Genomic DNA, 20,494 nt, shown 5'->3' with positions numbered 1-20,494 from the left:
ATGCCATGACTCGCGGCAAATGGGTCGCGGCCCTGTGCCTGGTGCCCTTCGCCCTGTTCTTTATCGTGTTCGAAATCGCCCCGCTGGTCTGGGTGATGATCAACAGCCTGCAGTCGGAAGAGTTCGGCTGGGGCTTCGCCAACTTCAGCAAGATCTTCAGCTCGAAGTTCTATTTGCAGGCGATCCAGTACAGCCTCGAGATCAGCTTCTGGTCGAGCGTGTTCGGCATCATCATCGCCGTGCTCGGTGCGTATTCCCTGCGCCGGGTCGACTCGAAACTGCGCAACTTCGTGAATGCCTTCGCCAACATGACCAGCAACTTCGCCGGCGTGCCCCTGGCCTTTGCGTTCATCATTCTGCTCGGGTTCAACGGCAGCATCACCCTCATGCTCAAGCAGGCCGGAATCATCGAGGATTTCAACCTGTACTCGAAAACCGGCCTGATCATCCTCTACACCTACTTCCAGATCCCGCTCGGCGTGCTGCTGCTCTACCCGGCCTTCGACGCCCTGCGTGAAGACTGGCGCGAATCCGCCGCGCTGCTCGGCGCCAATGGCTGGCAATTCTGGCGCCACATCGGCCTGCCGGTACTGACCCCGGCCCTGCTCGGCACCTTCGTGATCCTGCTGGCCAACGCCCTCGGCGCCTACGCCACGGTGTACGCGTTGACCACCGGCAACTTCAACGTGCTGCCGATCCGCATCGCGGCGATGGTCTCCGGCGACATTTCGCTGGACCCGAACCTGGCCAGCGCGCTGGCCGTGGTGCTGGTAGCGCTGATGACCATCGTCACCGTCGTGCATCAACTGCTGTTGAAGAGGAGCTACCATGTCTCGCGCTGAATCCGGCCCGGCCGGCGTCTACCACCGCGTCGTGGTTTATCTGCTGTTCGCGATCCTGTTGCTGCCGCTGGTAGGCACGCTGATCTACTCGATCGCCAGCAGCTGGTCGGCGACCATCCTGCCCAGCGGCTTCACCTTCAAGTGGTATCTGCAGTTGTGGAGCGACCCACGCTTCCTGCACGCTTTCGGCCAATCGTTGCTGGTGTGCGTCGGCGCGCTGGTGCTGTCGGTGGTGCTGATTCTGCCGCTATTGTTCGTGGTGCATTACCACTTCCCGAAACTCGATGCGCTGATGAACATCCTGATCCTGCTGCCCTTCGCAGTGCCGCCGGTGGTGTCGTCGGTGGGGCTGTTGCAGCTCTACGGTTCCGGACCGCTGGCGATGGTCGGCACGCCATGGATCCTGATCGGTTGCTACTTCACCGTGGCGCTGCCGTTCATGTACCGCGCAATCACCAACAACCTGCAGGCGATCAATCTGCGCGACCTGATGGACGCCGCGCAACTGCTCGGCGCCAGCACCTTTCAGGCGGCCTTCCTGGTGGTGCTGCCGAACCTGCGCAAAGGTCTGATGGTCGCGTTGCTGTTGTCGTTCTCGTTCCTGTTCGGTGAATTCGTGTTCGCCAACATCCTCGTCGGCACACGCTACGAAACCCTGCAGGTGTACCTGAACAACATGCGCAACAGCAGCGGTCACTTCACCAGTGCGCTGGTGATCTCGTATTTCTTTTTCGTGCTGGTCCTGACCTGGATCGCCAACATCTTGAACAAGGACAAAAGCGAATGAGCTATGTCAGCGTCCAGAACCTGAAGAAAAACTACGCGGGCACCACGGTGTTCAGCGACATCAATTGCGAAATCAACAAGGGCGAATTCGTCACCCTGCTCGGCCCGTCGGGTTGCGGCAAGTCCACGCTGCTGCGCTGCATTGCCGGCCTGACGCCGGTGGATGGCGGCAAGATCCTCCTTGATAACGTCGACATCGTGCCACTGAGCCCGCAAAAACGCGGGATCGGCATGGTGTTCCAGAGCTACGCGCTATTCCCCAACATGACCGTCGAGCAGAACGTTGCCTTCGGTCTGCGCATGCAGAAGGTCAATGCCGACGACAGCCATAAACGCGTTGCCGAAGTGTTGAAACTGGTTGAACTGCACGACTTCGCCAGTCGCTATCCGCACCAGCTCTCCGGCGGTCAGTGCCAACGTGTCGCCCTCGCCCGCTCGCTGGTCACGCGCCCGCGTCTGTTGCTGCTGGATGAACCGCTGTCGGCGCTGGACGCGCGGATTCGCAAACACCTGCGCGAACAGATCCGCCAGATCCAGCGCGAACTCGGCCTGACCACAATCTTCGTCACCCACGATCAGGAAGAAGCGCTGACCATGTCTGACCGGATTTTCCTGATGAACCAAGGGAAAATCGTCCAGAGCGGCGACGCCGAAACCCTGTACACCGCGCCGGTCGATCTGTTCGCCGCCGGTTTCATCGGCAACTACAACCTGCTCGACGCCGACAGTGCCTCGAAACTGCTGCAACGGCCGATCAACCACCGCATAGCGATTCGCCCGGAAGCCATCGAATTGAGCCTCAACGGCGAACTGGATGCGCAGATCCGCAGCCACAGCCTCCTCGGCAACGTCATCCGCTACCGGGTCGAGGCGCGCGGCGTGGAACTGGTGGTGGACGTGCTCAACCGCTCGGCGGCGGATCTGCACCCCGACGGTCAGCGCCTGGCGCTTTCCAGCGATCCGACAGCCCTGTGTGAGGTAGCCTGATGACTTTGCTGACGTTGAAGAGAGAACTGCACTGATGGCTTTGGCAATTTTTGATCTGGACGAAACCCTGATCCACGGCGACTGCGCCACCCTCTGGAGCGAACAGATGGGTCGCCTGGGCTGGGTCGATCCCGAATCGTTCATGCGCAAGAACAACGAACTGATGGACGCCTACAGTCATGGCAAATTGCGCATGGAAGAGTACATGGCGTTCAGCCTCGAGCCGCTGATCGGTCGTACCCCGGAAGAGGTCGAGCATCTGGTCGGTCCGTGGGTGGAAGACTTCATCGAACCAATCATCTTCAGCGACGCGACCAAAACCATTGCCGCCCATCGCAAGGCCGGCGACCGGATCCTGGTGATCTCGGCCTCGGGCACGCACCTGGTCAAACCGATTGCCGAACGTCTGGGCATCGACGAGATTCTGGGCATCGAACTGGACGTCGCCCATGGCGTTTACAGCGGTCAGACCGTCGGCACCCTGACCTACCGCGAAGGCAAGATCACCCGCTTGCTGGAATGGCTGGATGCCGAGGAAGAGAACCTCGAGGGCGCAAGCTTCTATTCCGACTCACGCAATGATCTGCCGTTGCTGCTGAAGGTGGATTTCCCGCACGTGGTCAATCCGGATCCGGTGTTGCTGGAGCATGCCGAAAAGGCCGGTTGGCCGATCCATCTGTGGAAATGACAAAGATTTAATCTGCACAGGCAGGCTGATATTCCAAACCTGAGTTCGACCCGATGCATCAGGTCGATGTAGCCCAGCAGAACAACCCGGTCAGTCCCCTCTCCTATGGGAGAGGGTTAGGGTGAGGGGCTTTTCCCTGCTGTCAGCTCAGACTTTCGTCAATCACCAACACCAATTTCCCGGAAACCGTATTACTCGCTAACTCCGCAAACGCCGCCTCGGCATCCTTCACCGGGAAAGCCTTGGCCAACTGCGGACTCAAGCGCCCCTCTGCAAACAACGGCCACACCTGCTGGCCCAGATCACTCAACAAATCCGCCTTGAACTGATCATCGCGACTGCGCAACGTCGAGCCCAGCAGTTGCACACGCTTGGCCAAGACCTGCGCCAGATCCAGTTTTGCCTCACGGCCGCCCATCAAACCGATCAATACCCAGCGTCCATCCAGCGCCATCAGCTTGAGGTTGAGCGCCGAGTAGTTGCCTCCTACCGGATCGAGAATCACATCGAACGGGCCGAAATCGCGCAGGCTTTCCAGATCGTCGGTACGCACGACCCCGCCCTGGGCCCCCAGCGCCTCACAGTAAGCCAGCCGCTCGGCAGAACCGACGCTGACCCAGCACGGATTGCCAAAGGCTTTGCACAGCTGAATGGCGGCTGAACCGATTCCACTGGCGCCAGCGTGCAAGAGAACCTTCTCACCCGGCTTGAGCGCCGCAAGTTGAAACACATTCAGCCAGACTGTTGCATAAACCTCAGGCAATGCGGCAGCCTCGATCAACGACACGCCTTCGGGCACGGGCAGCACATGCCGTCCGTCGACGACCACCTCTTCGGCCATCCCGCCCCCGGCCAACAAGGCGCAAACCCGATCGCCGACCTGCCACGAACTGCCCGCGCCGACCTCGCTGATCACCCCCGAGCACTCAAGACCGAGCACTTGGCTGGCGCCAGGCGGTGGCGGATAGAGCCCGGCTTTTTGTAATAAATCGGCGCGATTGAGGCCGGCTGCCGCCACGCGGATGCGGACTTGTCCTACATCACATGTAGGACTCGGCTCTTCAACCCATGCCACTTGACCTTCAACGCCTTGCAATGCCTTCACAGTGCCTCCATAGTGAGTCTGGACTGAGCCCGAAGCTGTAGCGCCGGGCTTTTTGCATTATGCGACCGGCTCTCGTAGAACCGGCGACTTCAAAGACGGCCTAATATGCGTTATCAATTGTCCCCGCGTCGAATCAGCATGAAGCATTTGCTCCCCAGCACCGCCCTCGCTCTTTTCATCGGTATCGGTTTGTTGCCGGTGTCGGGCACCACATTCGCAGCCAACAGCTGGGACAAGTTGCAGCCTGATCGCGATGAAGTCATCGCCAGCCTGAACGTCGTCGAGTTGCTCAAGCGTCACCACTACAGCAAGCCGCCGCTTGACGATGCGCGCTCGGTGATCATCTACGACAGCTACATCAAGCTGCTGGATCCGTCGCGCAGCTACTTCATGGCCAGCGACATCGCCGAATTCGACAAGTGGAAGACCCAGTTCGACGACTTCCTGAAAAGCGGCGACCTCAACGCCGGGTTCACCATCTACAAGCGCTATCTGGACCGCGTCAAGGCGCGTCTGGACTTCGCCCTTGCCGAGCTGAACAAAGGCGTCGACAAGATGGACTTCACCAGCAAGGAAACCTTGCTGATCGATCGCAAGGACGCCCCTTGGCTCAAATCCACCGCCGAACTCGACGACCTGTGGCGCAAACGCGTCAAGGACGAAGTCCTGCGGATGAAGATCGCCGGCAAAGAGCCGAAACAGATCCAGGAAACCCTGACCAAGCGCTACAAGAACCAGTTGGCGCGCCTGGACCAGACCCGTCCGGAAGACATCTTCCAGGCGTACATCAACACCTTCGCCATGTCGTACGATCCGCACACAAACTATCTGTCGCCGGATAACGCGGAAAACTTCGACATCAACATGAGCTTGTCCCTCGAGGGCATCGGTGCCGTGTTGCAGAGCGACAACGACCAGGTGAAAGTCGTGCGTCTGGTGCCGGCAGGCCCGGCCGACAAGACCAAACAGGTTGCCCCGGCCGACAAGATCATCGGCGTTGCCCAGGGCAACAAAGAAATGGTCGACGTGGTCGGCTGGCGTCTGGACGAAGTGGTCAAACTGATCCGTGGTCCGAAAGGCACTGTGGTCCGCCTGGAAGTGATTCCGGCGAGCAATGCGCCGAACGACCAGACCACCAAGATCGTGTCGATCACCCGTGAAGCGGTGAAGCTCGAAGATCAGGCGGTGAAGAAGTCCATCCTCAACCTGAAACAGGACGGCAAGGACTACAAACTCGGCGTCATCGAGATCCCGGCCTTCTACCTCGACTTCAAGGCGTTCCGTGCCGGTGACCCGGATTACAAGAGCACCACCCGTGACGTCAAGAAACTGCTGACCGAACTGCAGAAAGACAAAGTCGACGGCGTGGTCATCGACCTGCGCAATAACGGCGGCGGCTCACTGCAGGAAGCCACCGAACTGACCAGCCTGTTCATCGACAAGGGCCCGACCGTGCTCGTGCGTAACGCCGATGGCCGTGTCGATGTGCTCGAAGATGAAAACCCGGGCGCGTTCTACAAAGGCCCGATGGCATTGCTGGTCAACCGCCTGTCTGCCTCGGCTTCGGAGATCTTCGCCGGCGCCATGCAGGACTACCATCGTGCGCTGATCATCGGTGGCCAGACCTTCGGCAAGGGCACCGTGCAGACCATCCAGCCGCTGAACCATGGCGAGCTGAAACTGACCCTGGCCAAGTTCTACCGGGTGTCCGGTCAAAGCACCCAGCATCAGGGCGTCCTGCCAGACATCGACTACCCGTCGCTGATCGACACCAAGGAAATCGGCGAGAGCGCCCTGCCGGAAGCCATGCCGTGGGACACCATCCGCGCGGCGATCAAACCGGCGGCCGATCCGTTCAAACCGTTCCTGGCCCAGCTCAAGTCCGAGCATGACACCCGCACCGCCAAGGATGCCGAGTTCGTGTTCATCCGTGACAAGCTGGCGCTGGCGCAGAAACTGATGGAAGAGAAAACCGTCAGTCTCAACGAAGCCGAGCGTCGTGCCCAGCACACCGACATCGACGCCAAACAACTGGCCATGGAAAACATCCGTCGCAAGGCCAAAGGCGAAGAACCGCTCAAAGAGCTGAAAAAAGAAGATGAAGACCTCATCGCGGCTGCCGACCCGGACAAGGTCAAACCGGAAGACGATGCTTACCTGAGCGAAACCGGGCGCGTGCTGCTGGATTACCTGAAGCTGAGCAATCAGGTGGCCAAGAAGTAAGGTGATGGCAATTTAATGGTGATGATCCCGGGATCGTCATCAAACAGTCATCATTCTGTCGTGCAATAAAGGACTGGGAGCCACTCTCTTCATCGAGAGCGCTCCCAGTCCTTTTTTTATCGCCAGAGATTGCCATGACCACGACCGAACAGCTGAGTGCCTTGAGCTCGATCTTGAGTCAAAGCGGCTTACACAGCCTGTTCCAGCCAATCATCTGCCTCTCTGAGCGACGCATACTCGGTTACGAAGCCCTCACCCGTGGCCCGTCCAACAGTCCGCTACACTCACCCATTGCCCTGTTCGCCGTGGCGCGTCAGGCCGGGCGCCTGAGCGAATTGGAGATTGCCTGCCGACAATCGGCCTGCCGCCGTTTCAATGAGCAGCAACTGCCGGGCAAACTGTTTCTCAACGTCTCGCCAGAGTCCCTGCTCGAAGCTGCCCATCAACCGGGGCGCACCCTGCAGTTGCTACAAGACTTCGGTATTCCGCCGAGCCAGGTTGTGATCGAACTGACCGAGCAGACACCAATCGATGACTTCCAGTTACTGCAAACCGCGCTGCATCACTACCGGGCGATGGGCTTTTCGATTGCGCTGGATGATCTCGGTGCCGGCTACTCTAGCCTGCGCCTGTGGTCGGAGCTGCGTCCGGATTACGTGAAGATCGACCGCCATTTCATCGACGGCATTCATCAGGATGCGTTGAAACGGGAGTTCGTCGGTTCGATCCTGCAGATCGCCAAAGCCTCACGCGCGCAGGTGATTGCTGAAGGCATCGAACTGCCAGAGGAGTTGGCAGTGTTGACCGAAATGGGCGTGGATCTGGTGCAGGGATACTTGCTTGGTCGCCCACAAGAGCACCCGCCCCGGGACGCCCGTGCGATGATGCCCAAACATGACAGCAGCACCGTCGCGCTGAACGACGAAGGCAGCGACCTCAGTGCCCTGCTCAACGACCAACCGGCTGTGGGGCGCGACACGCCAACCGCTACGGTACTGGAAGCGTTTCGCCGTCAGGCCAATCTGAACTCGCTGGCCGTGCTCGACGAACAAGGCCAGCCGTGCGGCATCGTCCACCGCCATTCCTTGTCCGATGCCCTGCTCAAACCCTTCGCCACCGACCTGTTCGCGCGTAAACCGATCAGCCGCTTGATGAACGACGACTTCCTCGCCGTGGAAATGAGCCAGTCGCTGCAACAGGTCAGCCGCCTGATCACCAGCCGTGCTCGCCAGCGCATCGAAGAAGACTTCATCATTACCCTCAACGGCAGCTACCTCGGCCTCGGTCGGGTGATCGACGTGCTCAAACTGATCACCGAACTGAAGATCCAGCAGGCCCGCTACGCCAACCCGCTGACCCTGCTGCCCGGCAATGTACCGATCCAGCAATGCCTGACCCGTCTGCTGCAACAGGGCCGCGAATCGGTCATCTGCTACGTCGACATCGACAGCTTCAAACCCTTCAACGACATCTACGGCTACGGCCGCGGCGACGAAGTCCTGCTATGCCTGGCGCAATGCCTGAACGAACGCGTCGACCCGTCCCGCGACTTCGTCGGCCACATCGGCGGCGACGACTTCCTCCTCGTCCTCGGCCCGGAAGACTGGCGCAAACGCCTCAACCAGTTGCTCGACGACTTCCAGAGCCAATGCCGCCGCTTCTATCGCCCCGAACACCTCGATGCCGGCTGCTTCATCGCCCCGAATCGCCAGGGAATACGGCTGGAGTTTCCGCTGTTGTCATTGTCCATCGGCGTGGTGCACCTGCATCCCGAAGCCTGCGCACAGCTGGACGCCAGTCAACTCGCGGAAATGGCTTCGCAGGCGAAGCATCATGCGAAGAATGTTCCTGGGTATAGCGTGCATGTGATTGATAGCCTAACTTCCACCGACCTCCATCCCCCACAACTAATCGGTCAGCGCTGATTCCCCAAACAACAGAACTCCCTGTGGGAGCGGGCTTGCCCGCGAAGGGGTCAGTTGAATTAGCCCAATTTTTCGGCCTTACCCCATATCTGAATCATCGACGTGATATTTCAATAAACAACTCAACAAAACCTGCATGAACTGACGTCGATCCTCTACGTCATCATCAAAATAAGTTGTGATCCTTGTAAAGACCTCATCAAAGCTATCACCAGCTTCCAAGTAGTACTTCAGTGTGTCGATACACCACTCGCGCTCACCAACACTATAGGATAGAAACTCAGGCTTCATAAGAATATCAAACAGCTCAGCAAGCTCTTGCTTGTCATTGACGTTCTTCGAGACGATGATTTTTTCACGAGCATCATCATGAGTATTTTCTATATCAAATAGAAAAAGCAGACCACGCAAAACAAAATATTCAGGCTTACGTTTCAATTCACAAACTCCGTATAAGAGGTTATAGGCTCAGCTGCCTTATTGAGAATTACTACCGCATGTGTTTGCTGTCCATAAACGACTCCTCCCCTCTTGTACCCCTCGCCAACAACCTTACCCATATTTATAGGTTCTTTGGAGGCAAGTTGGCCATTTCGTCTGAAAACAAGCTGAGCACGATGTATGGCATTAAGTTGATCTCGATAACTAAAAAAGTGAGTAGCGGCACTGGGTATTTTGGGCTGCCCTGCTCGTCTCCCATTGCTATAAACCTCAATAACGCCAGTTGTGGGATTTCTTCCCGTCATTGAGCGTTCTTGCTGAGAAGCTAACGTGGTCTGTTTGCCATGTTTCTCTAAGAAGTGCGCGTCTTGTGTGGCTTTCTCCATTTCAACCAAACGCCGATGAGCATTTTCTTCTGCCACCTCATCAAGCCTCGCCCGCCGCTCCTGCGCCGTCATCTTTGGCAGCGAAGGCGCTCCCTCTTCGACGACGACGCGACCGGCCTCGTACCGCATTGGACGTCGTGGCTCCGGCGGCGGGCAACTGCAGCTCAACCCCAACGGATCCAACCACCCCGTCGGATTCGGCACGTACTGGTACTGATTCAACCCTCCGGCCAGCTTCACCGGATCGGGCGTCAGGTACCGCCCCAGCCGCGGGTCGTAATACCGGTGGCGGTTGTAATGCAGTCCGCTCTCTGCATCGAAATACTGCCCCTGAAACCGCAGCGGCTGGTCCAGGTAGTCCTCGCCGGCCAGGGTGATCGCCGCGACTTTGCCGTAGGCGTCGTATTGCGCCGACCAGACGATTTCGCCGCTGTAGTCGGTCAGTTCCTGCGGCGTGCCGAGGTGGTCGAGCTGGTAGTAGAACGGGCAGGCCTTTTTCGGGCCTTTGCCGTCGAGCAGCGCCAGCGGGCGGAAGGTGCCGGGTTCGTAGACGTAGCTGCGGTGCTGGGTTTTGCTGCTTTCGGCGACGAGGTGGTCGCCTTGCCAGAAGTACTCGGTGCTGACGCCGTCGACGGTTTTGCGGATGCGCCGGCCGAAGGCGTCGTAGCGATAACTGGCGGTTTTGCCGTCGGGGCGGGTCAGGCCGATCAGGCGGTGCTGGCTGTCGTAGCGGTATTCGGTGACCAATTGCTGGTCGCGGCCACGGCGTTCGCGGATCAGGTTGCCGAAGGCGTCGTAGTCGTAATGGCGGTCGCCCTGCATCAGCAGGCGGTTGCCCCTGATTTGTGTCGGGCCGGGGCGGTCCTGCATCAGCAGGTTGCCGGCCGGGTCGTGGGCGAAGGTTTCCGGCAGTTCGTCGCGCGAGTGGCGCACGCGGATCAGCCGGTCGAGGGCGTCGTAACCGTAGGTGCGCTGGCCGTGGCGGCTGTCGGCAATGTGCTCGAGGTTACCGTTGGCGCTGTAGGCATAATCGCGGCGGTACAGCGAAGCGTGCTGATGGCCTACAGCGTGGGCGAGTAAACGGCCCTGGTCGTCGTAGGCATATTCGCTGAGCAGCAGGCCTTGCTGACGTTGTTGTTCGCGACCGGACTGGTAGACGTGGCGGGTCAGCGATGCGCCGTTGAGGTCGATGGCGGTGAGCGCGCCGCCCTTGGCATAGTGATAGTCGAGCTTGCTGTTGTCCGGCAGGCGCTGGCGCTTGAGCTGACCGCAGGCGTCGTAGGCGTAACGCAGGGTACCCCAGCCCTGATGCTCGGTGATCAGCCGATCCTGCAGGTCGTATTCAAAGGCCAGCGGATGTTTTTGCCCGTCATCGACGCCTACCAGACGCCCGAGGCGGTCGTAGCGGTATTCGACCTTGACCCCGTCGGGCAGGGTCTTGATCAGCAGGCGGCCGGCGGTATCGCGCTCGTAAGCGGTGACCCGCGTTGAGCCGTCATCGCCGAACTCGGTCTTTTCCAGCAGATGCCCGTTGAGGTCATAGGCATACGCCGTACGGCGGCCGTCGAAGCCGGTTTCCTGTCGGATCAATCCGGTGGACGTGTAGTCCAGGCGGTATGTTTCCCCAGACTCGTTCTCGATCTCGGTGAGCAACAACTGCGCATGGTCGTAGCGGTACTGCACCCGCGTACCGTCGGGGTTGATCTTGCGCGAGACCAGGTGCAGGTCATCGTCATACTCGTAGCGGGTGATGCGCCCGAGTTCGTCACGCTCGGCGGTGACCTGACCGTAGGCACCGTAGCTGTAGGCGCGGGTGGCACCGGTAGGCGCCGTCGTCTGAACCAGCCGGCCCAGTGCATCCCACTGCTGGCGCGTGACAGCGCCATGTTCGTCGCACGTGGTGGTCCGTCGCCCCAGCGCATCGTAGGAAAAGCGCCGCACGCCACCGTCGGGCAAGGTCTCTTCAACGAGCTGGCCGAGGTCGTTCCAGACCCGCACATGGCGGCTGCTGTCCGGGTAACGGATCGACAGTAACCGCCCACGGGCGTCGTAGTGGTAATGGGTGACATGGCCGTCAGGATCGACCGCCTCGGTGACATCGCCCTGGGCATTGCGCCGCCAGGTCCACACCGCCTCGCCCCGTGCACGGCTGTGCAGGAAACCGTTACGGTATTCGTAGGACGTCGGCTCATCATCCGGCGCAAGCAGCGCCACCAGCCGTCCGGCCTCGTCGTAGCGGTATTCGGTGATCGCGCCTAACGCATCTTGCTCGGCGATCAAGCGCCCCGAGGAGTCGTAGGCCTTGAGCTGTTCGCCACCGTTGGCCTCGACCTTGCGCACCAGGCGTGCGCGGTCATCGTGGACGTAGGTTTCCTCGGTGCCATCGACGTAATGCACCGCCACGCTGCCGTCGTCGTTCCAGACATAACGTGTGTCCACCTGCGAAAACGACGCCCAGTGGCGCACGCAGCGGGCCGCCTTGCCGGACCGCTCCCATTCCCAGAAGAAACTGGCGCCACCGGTCAATTGCCGTTGCAGGATGACGTGTTGATCGTCGTAGTCGTAACGCTCGCTGTCGCCGGCGGCGTTGGTTGCCTCGATCAGTCGCTGTTGGGCGTCGTAGCGGTAACTGACCAGGGGCTGTTCGATGTGCCAGTCACCTTCGCGAAAAATCTGGTACTCGACACCGATCAGATGCGCACGCTCATAGCGCAACAGCAGCGAACGGCCCGCGCCGTTATCCAGTCGCTGAACCCTGTCAGACCGATCCCGTAAAACACGCAGCCGGTTGTCGTACGAATCGCTGACCGCCGTCAGACGCCCCGCCCGAAAGTGATAAAACCGCGCCGTTTCCCCCGCCAGCGCAAGAATCAGCTCCTCCGGCTCTTCGCCGAGAAAAATCGCCGCCCGCGACAGGCTGTTGTGAATCGCCGGCCGTTCAACGCTGGGCAACGGAAAGCGTGTGCGGCGGTTTTCGTGATCGACCCAGACCACCACATCGCCATCAAACTCCAGCCGATGCGCCAGCGAATGACTCCAGCCAAACCCCAGGCCGAGGTCGATCTCGACTGCGCTGGTGCGATACAGACGGGTAAAAGTGAAGGGCAACAGCCCGTCGAGCGTGCCATCGGTCAGGGTCAGCAGTTCTTCGCCGGTGACCATCGACACCGGACAACCATTGGTGCAGGTGCGCGGCACGCAATCGGCGCTGTCGCCGTTGGGGTTTTTCGCTTGATCCGGCTTATCGTCGTGGTGCTCGCCTTTCTTCAGCGAGGTATTGCGCCGGGCATTCCAGCGCAGTTGCATGCGACCCTTTTTCACCCCTGCGACGATGCCGCGTGCGGCGACGGTTTTGTATTGATCGACGTACTTGATGAACCCGCCGACGATGCCGAACAGCGCCTTGACCAATCGCATCACCGCCGACAGCAGTTGCACCGCACGATCCGCGAGCCGCAGCGTCAGATAGGCGATCCCGGCACCACCACTGGCGAAGGTCAGGACGATACTGATCAGCACATCGAGCAGCAGTTGCACGATCATCATCGACGCCGCTTCAGCGGTCTTGCCGGCAATTTCACTGGGCGGCAGCATCTCCAGCCAAAGACTGGCCGTACGCAGCAGCAAACACAGCGCCGCCTCATCACTGACCAGCAACTGCAACTGTTGCATGACCTCGGGAGCCGTCGCGGCCAGGTTCATCAGATCGGTCGCGCCACTACCCAGTCGATCCACAAAAGCGCCGGGGTTCTTGAGAATCTCCGACAGCATTCCAATGCTGTCCCATACCCCTTCAATGGCTGCCCAGCTCCCGGCCAGCGTGCCGTTCCCCGCTGCGGTGGCGACCGACTGCGACCACTGCGGCTTGAAGCCCTGCCACTCGCTGCGCAGCCAGTCCTCCAGCTCAAGAGCCAGACCGTCGTAGGATGCAAAAAGCTGTTCGACCTGTTTCGGACTGACGCCACCGTGCACTTGCACCCGGTAGAAATTACCGGGCTCGCCACGAAATGCGCCCTCGCCGCGCGCATCAAGCGTGACAGGCGTGACGGCCCCGCCATCCACCGCCACCACATCGACCACGATGTTGCCCAGTGGAATGTCATAGACGGATTCAAACTTGCTCTCGATCAGCATCAATCCGCCCTGGGGGCACTGGACGACGCCGGAGACGAATTCGCTGTCGCCAGTGCTGACGGCGGTGCTGCGATCACCGAAGCGGATAATCCTCTCCATGCCCATCAGCGACGGCAGATCGGCCGCATGACTGACCTGATCAGCCGTGCTGCTCAACCAGTGCTCAAGCTGCTGGCGATAGAGCCTGAGGGTGTCGGGAAAGCTGTCGAGTTCCTGCTCGATACGAGTGACGGCTTGCATCAACGCACGTCGGCGTGCAGGACGAACTGAAAAACCGGGTCAAACATTGGCGTTCCCTCGCGCAAAAAGTTAGGCGCGGGAACTGTGCGGGGGATCAATCTGGAAAGAAGTCAGGCAAGTAGGCACTTGCTGTAGGACTAATCTGCAATAAACCGTTTACTACAAAACGTACAGACAAAAACGAAAACGTGGCGAGAGGTTTCCCTCACGCCACGTTTATCTGATCGACACAAATGGATTTACTGCGTTGAATCCCGCGCGTTCAGCTCTTTCAATTTGAGCTCGGCCAGTGGGTGTCCGGCCTTGGCGGCCATGCCCCACCAGCGGGCTGCGTCCGCCGGGTCCGGTGCTTTGCTCGGGGTGCCTGCGAGACTGATCACACCAACCTGATAGGCCGCTTTGCCATCCCCGGCCAATGCCGCGAGACGCAACAAACGCACGCCTTCTTCACGTGCGCCGAGGCCAACACCACGGAAGGTCAGGATGTGCCCGTAAAAGCTTTGCGCACCGACGTCGCCAAGATTGGCCATGCGCGCGAACTGGCCTTCGAGCCAGCGCCAGCCCCGCGGCTGACGGACAAACCACGACCAATGAAACAGCCTGCGGGCCAGCCAATAAGCGGCACGCGCCTTGAGTCGCAAAAACACTCAGGCCTCCGCCGATTCCGGGTATTCGTATTCGAAGACTCTGACCACTTCCGATGCATGCCAAGAGGCAGCGGCAACACCATCGGACGGCCCCGAAAAACGCCCCAGACGTTCAACGCATTCAAAAAAACCGGTGCGCGGCAGGCGACTGGCGCCCTGACTGATCACCAGCGAACTGCGCAACGGTTGTTCGGCCTTGGCGTCCAGTGCCGCCAGATGTTCCAGTGCAGCGGTCAGGGTTTGCATCGCCGGCGTCGGCAACTGCAAACGTTCGAGCAAGGCTCGGTAGGTCAGAAGATGGCGCTGCCGGCGCGCCTGATCCAGTTCTCCCAGCAATCCGTCCCAATGTTGACGACTGATGCGTACGCTCACGATTCATCCCTCCAACCTGGCACCGTCAGTTCCCAGGCCAGGCTGCGACGAATCGCGGCGTCAGGCTGACGCTCGCCGCTTTCGATCATGGCCAGATAAGACGGGCTGATGCCTACCGTGCGGGCCAGCGCCTCGATGGCGATGCCCTTCCCTTCGCGCAAACTGCGTAGTTGATCCAGACCTGGAAGAATCGGGTCCAGTGTGGTCGCGAGCGGCGCTTGAGCCTGCTGCGACGGTGTTTCGTTGATCCCTGCTGCTTTCAGTAGAGCCTGATAGTGAGCCCAAGGCAGAACTGCGTATTCGGGCTCGCCATCGCGTGCAATTATCTGAATATCCATGACTACCCCGTAGGACAACAACACTTAGCGAGTCGGCACTTTTCCCTAGAAGTGTAATCCTAACAGCGGCCAAGGTCGCGGGGGGTATCTATCTGCAGAGCGACTTCGTCAATCAGGGCTTTTTCGGCCCCTGAAGCTGCAATTGCTCGGGGGTATCAGGCAGGCGTTCAACCACCGCCAGTTTTTCCGGCTGCTGGCGATTGCGCCAGAGACGAAAGGCACTGAGTTCATCATCGAGGGTTTTCATCAACCAGGCGAGAACGGCGATATCGTCGAGCATGCCGAACATGGGAATGAAATCGGGAATGGCATCTACCGGGCTCAGGAAGTACATCAGGCCAGCGACCACGGAGATCAACGCTTTCGGGCTGATCGCACGGTATTCGCCGCGCCAGTAGGCCAGGCACAATGCCTGCAACAAACGCAGGTCGTCCTTGAGTTTGCCGAGGCGATTGCCCTGTGCCGCGCCTTTGCTGGCGACGGCAAACAACAGGGTCGGCAAGCGTCCACGCGCCAGCAGACGGCCGGCCAGGGGCAGGAATCGAGCGAAATTCCACGGAGCTTTCATCTATTCCTCCCATTGAAATGTTATCCACACAAATTGTGGATAACCTTGTGAACAGAGCTGCATTTCAGCGCTGGGAGCCCCGTTTTATAAGGGCTGCGCTCAGATCGGGCGTTTTTTACTCACATAAAAAAGCCCAATATTTCATTGACTTGGCGGCTCAGGGCGTCTAGTACGGGCAGCCTCAAAGGTATGACTGTGCTGACCGGCATCGGTTCGCTCTGTTTACCCTTGCCATCCGCCAGATGCAACAACGCCCCGCATAAGCGAGGCGTTGTTGTTGAAACCGGAGCCGATTACTTGGCAGCGGCGTCTTCTTTGGCTGGATCCTTGATGGCCAGCAGTTCCAGGTCGAAGACCAGAACCGAGTTGGCCGGGATTGCCGGGCTTGGCGATTGCGCGCCGTAAGCCAGATCGCTAGGGATGTACAGTTTGTACTTCTCGCCAACGTGCATCAGTTGCAGGCCTTCGACCCAACCCGGAATCACGCCGCTTACCGGCAGATCAATCGGGCTGCCGCGCTCGACGGAGCTGTCGAATACGGTGCCGTTGGTCAGCTTGCCGGTGTAGTGAACGGTCACTACGTCAGTCGGCTTGGGCTGTGGGCCGTCGGCTTTCTTGATCACTTCGTACTGCAGGCCGGAAGCGGTGGTGGTGACACCCGCTTTCTTGCCGTTTTCTTCGAGGAATTTCTTGCCGGCAGCTGCCGACTCTTCGCTCATTTTGGCCATGCGCTCTTCAGCACGCTTTTGCAGCGCGGCGAAGGCTTCGACCAGTTCTTCATCTTTCAGCTTCTGTTCTTTCTTGCCGACGGCATCTTCGATGCCCTGGGCTACCGCTTTGGAGTCCAGATCATCCATGCCTTCCTGAGCCAGGCTCTTGCCCATGTTCAGGCCGATACCGTAGGAAGCTTTTTGCGCCGGGGTTTTCAGCTCTACGCTGGTCTGCGAATCACAACCCGCGAGGACCAGGCTAACCAGGGCTACCGCCGCCGCCAACCGATGCTGTTTCATGCTATTTCCTTGTTCATGCGCCGAATAGGGCAATCGAGTAAAGCCGCGAGCTTATCAGGCCGCCACGACCAATGGCTACCGGCATGAGAGCAGTAAAGCGACGATAAGTTCAGGGATTAAAACGCATTTGGGCGAAGACACGATGAAGCTTCTGTCATCTGCTGCTGACAACCGTAGCCTCCTCTTCCCACAACATCTGGCGTAATGGCCACTTGCCGCACAGGGTCAGGCTCAGGCATAACAACACAACAACTCGACAAGGATGTTTATCTTGCGCCTCTTACTCCGCGTGCTGACCCTGATCATCGTGCTGTCGGGACTGGTCCTGACAGTGGTTCTGTACTACGTCGCCAACCCGAAATTGCCTTTCTACACACCCGTGCAGCAGGTGCATTACCTGGATCAGTGGACGGAACAAGAGCGGCAAACCTATTACTTCACCCCTCAGGGCACCCAGGTCAAAGGCCTGCGCTACGAGTGGTTCCAGGCGCTGGAGTTGCCTTTCTCAGAGCAACGCTTCGCGGCCCCCGACTACCTCGCGCGCTTTGGTTTTCTGATCGACCCGCAGCAAACAGCCACACCGGACAACCCCGGCAATTTGCCCGTCGGTTTTGCCCGACATCAGAACGCCGGCAGCACCGAGCAATATCTGGACATCACCTGTGCCGCTTGCCACACCGGCGAATTGCACTTTAAAGGCCAGGCCGTGCGCATCGACGGTGGCACGGCGCAGCATGTATTGCCTTCGAGTGTTCCTACACTGCGCGGCGGCAGTTTCGGACAGGCATTGGTGGCAAGTCTGACCTCGACTTACTACAACCCGTGGAAATTCGAACGCTTCGCCCGCCACGTACTGGGCGATGAATACGACGCGCGCCATGCGCAACTGCGCAAGGATTTCAAACAATCGCTGGATACGTTTCTCAAAGTGGCGTGGAACGACACCCATCGCGGCCTCTATCCGACCGAGGAAGGCCCGGGGCGCGCCGACGCATTTGGGCGGATCGCCAATGCGACGTTCGGTGATGCGATCTCCCCTGCCAATTACCGCATCGCCGACGCTCCGGTGGATTACCCGCAACTGTGGGACATGTGGACATTCGACTGGGTGCAGTGGAACGGTTCGGCGCAACAGCCGATGGCCCGCAATATCGGCGAAGCGTTGGGCGTTGGCGCCACCCTGAATTTCTTCGATGCCAACGGCCAGCCGCTGCAAGGCGATGCGCGCTATGCCTCCAGCGTGCGCGTGCGCGATCTGCACAAGATCGAGGAAACCCTGCAGAAACTGCGGCCACCTGCCTGGCCGGAGGCCTTGTTCGGTGCAGTCGATAAACCTCTCGCGGCCAAAGGACGCGCGCTGTTCGCGGAAAATTGCGCCGGCTGCCATGTGCCACGCAAGACTCAGGAAGGCGAGCGCTGGGTGCAGCGCTTACCCCTGTTGCCGGTGGACGTCATCGGTACCGACCCAAACGCCGCCAACAACATTGCCAGCCACCGCTTCGACCTGACGGCCCTGCAATGGGACCTGAAAGAACTGGAAAAAATGGACGTCAAACTGCACCCGACGCCCGAGGAGCCGCTGGATCTGAGTCAGTTGTCGGTGGCCAAGGGCCTGGCATACGTGACCGCCTTCGTCGAAGGCCGTGCCTATCGCGAGGCTCAGGTCACGCCCGAGGAGAAGCCGCGCCTCGACGGATTCGGCCTGCCGATCGGTGTTCGCGAAAAAGTCGCGTACAAGGCGCGACCGCTGGCCGGCGTCTGGGCCACCGGGCCATTTCTGCATAACGGTTCGGTGCCGAGCCTTTATCAACTGCTGTCACCGCAGGATGAACGCGCCACCACCTTCTATAAAGGCACCTTCGAATACGACCCACGGCACCTGGGCTATCGCACCGAAGCCTTCACCAATGGCTTCCTGTTCGACACGCGGATCAGCGGCAATCACAACAGTGGTCACGAGTTCCGTGCCGGCGAACGCGGCAATGGCGTGATCGGCCGCCTGCTGCTGCCGGAAGAACGCTGGGCGCTGCTCGAATACCTGAAAGTCCTCGGCGGCCCTCTGGAGGCGCAACTGCCATGATGTTATCGACCTTCAATAAGCGCCTGTCATTGCTGGCGCGGATCTGGTTGTGGCTGGGCCGCCTGCTGGGCAGAACCTTGCTGCTTTTGCTCGTTATTGGCCTGATTGGCTGGGCCATCGGCACGGCGTGGTGGGCCTGGCAGCATCGCGGGCCGGTGTCGGCTCTGGAACAGATTCCCTCCGGTGAAGCCGGGATGACACAAGGCGTGATCCAGACGGCCGTGCGCATCGTCGATCAACACCGTGAAAACACGCGTTTCCTGCGCGACGCGCATGCCAAGGCTCACGGCTGCGTGAAGGCTGAAGTGCAGGTATTGCCGCAACTGGCGCAATCGCTGCGCCAAGGGGTCTTCAGCGAACCGGGACACACCTGGCAGGCGATAATTCGCCTGTCCAACGGCAATGCTTACCCGCAGTTCGACAGCATTCGCGACGCACGGGGCATGGCGATCAAGCTGCTCGACGTACCCGGCAAGCAGTTGTTGGGAAATCGCCAGGAACAGCACGAGCAAGACTTCGTGATGTTCAGCCACCCCAATTTCTTTGTCAGCGATGTCGCCGAGTACCGTCAGAATGTGGCGGCGCAGGCTGACGGCAAGAAGATCCTGGCGTTTTTCCCCGGTTGGGATCCGCGCACCTGGCAGGTCCGCCATCTGCTTATCGCGCTGGCGACGCTGTCGCCGCCACCGGACAGTCCGACAGGGACGACTTACTTTTCGGTTTCGCCCTACAAGTTCGGTGAGGCGAATGCGAAGTTTCGCGTGGCACCGGCCCCGGACAATTGTCCGGCTTACACCCTGCCAAAACAGAACCACGACCTGCCGAACTTCCTGCGCAGCGCGTTGAATCAGCAGTTATCGACGGATCGCGTGCCGGCCTGCTTCGTCTTGCAGATTCAGCGTCAGGATGCGAACAAGTACATGCCGATCGAGGACACCAGCATCGAATGGCGCGAGCAGGATTCACCCTTCGAAACCGTGGCGCGGATCACCCTGCCGCCACAGGATTTCGATACCCCGGCGCTGAATCTGGCCTGCGATAACCTGTCGTTCAATCCGTGGTTTGGTATCGAGGCCCATCGGCCGATTGGCGGGATCAACCGCCTGCGCAAGGCGGTGTATGAGGCAGTGAGCGATTATCGGCATAGCCAGAACGCCACGCAGTAAGCAGCGGCCTGTGGCGAGGGGATTTATCCCCGGTGGCTTGCGCAACAGGCCTCGGTTTTAAAAGTCGGGCCGGCTTCGTAACCCACGGGGATAAATGCCACAGAAGCAATGCAGAAATTGTCGAATCGCAGATAGCACAAAGCCCGCACAAGGCGGGCTTTGTGTGGTCATCTGGCGTTCAGTGTTCCAGATAACCGAATATGGCGCAGCGGACGGGACTCGAACCCGCGACCCCCGGCGTGACAGGCCGGTATTCTAACCGACTGAACTACCGCTGCGCGAAACGCTTGAAACGAATGGTGGGTGATGACGGGATCGAACCGCCGACATTCTGCTTGTAAGGCAGACGCTCTCCCAGCTGAGCTAATCACCCTTTGCTTCGTTACGGGGCGCATTATGCCACAAGTTTTCGTAAAGTGTTGATTTAATTGAATTTTTTTTCAAATAAATCTGAAAACCGGTGAAACGACACAACCCGATGGAACAAGGTACAAACGTGAGACAGAAAAAAACCCGCCTCAGCGGGTTTTTCCGTGGTGACCTGGCGTTCAGTGGT

At 59.5% G+C, this 20,494-nt stretch carries 16 protein-coding genes and 2 tRNA genes; 8 read left to right on the top strand and 10 right to left on the bottom strand.

The genetic code is table 11. The features are described 5' to 3' along the window. Positions 1-5 precede the first annotated feature (5 nt). From PseuLF5_RS10455 to PseuLF5_RS10440, 4 genes are read left to right on the top strand one after another with little or no spacing between them, the layout of a single operon-like run. Positions 6-842, top strand: coding sequence for an ABC transporter permease (locus PseuLF5_RS10455; RefSeq protein ID WP_340133604.1), 837 nt, complete (start codon positions 6-8; stop codon positions 840-842). Beyond that, entirely contained in the window at positions 829-1,629 is an 801-nt protein-coding gene (locus tag PseuLF5_RS10450; RefSeq protein ID WP_007965346.1) for an ABC transporter permease, read from the top strand. The genes PseuLF5_RS10455 and PseuLF5_RS10450 overlap by 14 nt, the downstream gene beginning before the upstream one ends. Then, on the top strand, positions 1,626-2,615 hold the full coding sequence (locus tag PseuLF5_RS10445) for an ABC transporter ATP-binding protein (protein WP_340133441.1): 990 nt from the start codon (positions 1,626-1,628) through the stop codon (positions 2,613-2,615). The genes PseuLF5_RS10450 and PseuLF5_RS10445 overlap by 4 nt, the downstream gene beginning before the upstream one ends. Positions 2,616-2,649: 34 nt before the next feature. Beyond that, a complete protein-coding gene (locus PseuLF5_RS10440) occupies positions 2,650-3,303 on the top strand; it encodes an HAD family hydrolase (RefSeq protein ID WP_123467437.1) in 654 nt (217 codons plus the stop codon). A gap of 142 nt (positions 3,304-3,445) precedes the next feature. On the opposite strand, the gene PseuLF5_RS10435 is transcribed toward PseuLF5_RS10440, so the two are convergent. Further along, a complete protein-coding gene (locus PseuLF5_RS10435; protein ID WP_123467439.1) occupies positions 3,446-4,408 on the bottom strand; it encodes a zinc-binding dehydrogenase in 963 nt (320 codons plus the stop codon). Between the two features lie 138 nt (positions 4,409-4,546). Here PseuLF5_RS10435 and PseuLF5_RS10430 point away from each other — a divergent pair, with 138 nt between their 5' ends. Together PseuLF5_RS10430 and PseuLF5_RS10425 are read left to right on the top strand one after the other, a co-directional pair. Next, entirely contained in the window at positions 4,547-6,631 is a 2,085-nt protein-coding gene (locus PseuLF5_RS10430; RefSeq protein WP_185015818.1) for a carboxy terminal-processing peptidase, read from the top strand. A 134-nt stretch (positions 6,632-6,765) separates the two neighbouring features. Next, positions 6,766-8,556 (top strand): bifunctional diguanylate cyclase/phosphodiesterase, encoded by a 1,791-nt coding sequence (locus PseuLF5_RS10425; protein WP_340133440.1) that lies wholly within the window; start codon positions 6,766-6,768, stop codon positions 8,554-8,556. Between the two features lie 78 nt (positions 8,557-8,634). Here PseuLF5_RS10425 and PseuLF5_RS10420 read toward each other — a convergent pair whose 3' ends face one another. From PseuLF5_RS10420 to PseuLF5_RS10390, 7 genes are all read right to left on the bottom strand, one after another. After that, positions 8,635-8,994, bottom strand: coding sequence for a hypothetical protein (locus PseuLF5_RS10420; protein ID WP_340133438.1), 360 nt, complete (start codon positions 8,992-8,994; stop codon positions 8,635-8,637). Next, positions 8,991-13,757, bottom strand: coding sequence for an RHS repeat-associated core domain-containing protein (locus PseuLF5_RS10415; protein ID WP_340133436.1), 4,767 nt, complete (start codon positions 13,755-13,757; stop codon positions 8,991-8,993). The genes PseuLF5_RS10420 and PseuLF5_RS10415 overlap by 4 nt, the downstream gene beginning before the upstream one ends. Before the next feature lie 239 nt (positions 13,758-13,996). Continuing rightward, positions 13,997-14,404, bottom strand: a complete 408-nt coding sequence (locus PseuLF5_RS10410; protein WP_128616548.1) for a sel1 repeat family protein — start codon at positions 14,402-14,404, stop codon at positions 13,997-13,999. Next, positions 14,405-14,776, bottom strand: coding sequence for a hypothetical protein (locus PseuLF5_RS10405; protein ID WP_003223109.1), 372 nt, complete (start codon positions 14,774-14,776; stop codon positions 14,405-14,407). Continuing rightward, a complete protein-coding gene (locus tag PseuLF5_RS10400) occupies positions 14,773-15,114 on the bottom strand; it encodes a helix-turn-helix domain-containing protein (RefSeq protein ID WP_123465960.1) in 342 nt (113 codons plus the stop codon). Before PseuLF5_RS10400 ends, PseuLF5_RS10405 begins: the two co-directional genes overlap by 4 nt. A 112-nt stretch (positions 15,115-15,226) precedes the next feature. After that, the gene (locus tag PseuLF5_RS10395) at positions 15,227-15,682 is read right to left on the bottom strand and encodes a YkvA family protein (protein WP_123465958.1); all 456 of its coding nucleotides are present in this window, start codon (positions 15,680-15,682) and stop codon (positions 15,227-15,229) included. A gap of 293 nt (positions 15,683-15,975) precedes the next feature. After that, positions 15,976-16,692 (bottom strand): FKBP-type peptidyl-prolyl cis-trans isomerase, encoded by a 717-nt coding sequence (locus PseuLF5_RS10390; RefSeq protein ID WP_123465956.1) that lies wholly within the window; start codon positions 16,690-16,692, stop codon positions 15,976-15,978. 271 nt (positions 16,693-16,963) lie between these two features. Here PseuLF5_RS10390 and PseuLF5_RS10385 point away from each other — a divergent pair, with 271 nt between their 5' ends. Beyond that, entirely contained in the window at positions 16,964-18,772 is a 1,809-nt protein-coding gene (locus tag PseuLF5_RS10385) for a di-heme-cytochrome C peroxidase (RefSeq protein WP_128616549.1), read from the top strand. After that, positions 18,769-19,938, top strand: coding sequence for a catalase family protein (locus PseuLF5_RS10380; protein WP_186748753.1), 1,170 nt, complete (start codon positions 18,769-18,771; stop codon positions 19,936-19,938). The genes PseuLF5_RS10385 and PseuLF5_RS10380 overlap by 4 nt, the downstream gene beginning before the upstream one ends. A gap of 201 nt (positions 19,939-20,139) precedes the next feature. Here PseuLF5_RS10380 and PseuLF5_RS10375 read toward each other — a convergent pair. Next, positions 20,140-20,216 (bottom strand) — tRNA-Asp (locus tag PseuLF5_RS10375). 19 nt (positions 20,217-20,235) lie between these two features. Continuing rightward, positions 20,236-20,311, bottom strand: a tRNA-Val gene (locus PseuLF5_RS10370). Between the last annotated feature and the right edge of the window lie 183 nt (positions 20,312-20,494).

The sequence above is a fragment of the Pseudomonas sp. LF-5 genome (assembly GCF_037626295.1).
In the GTDB taxonomy this organism is placed as follows: Bacteria; Pseudomonadota; Gammaproteobacteria; order Pseudomonadales; family Pseudomonadaceae; genus Aquipseudomonas; species Aquipseudomonas monsensis.
This window is presented reverse-complemented; position numbering and strand designations above follow the sequence as displayed.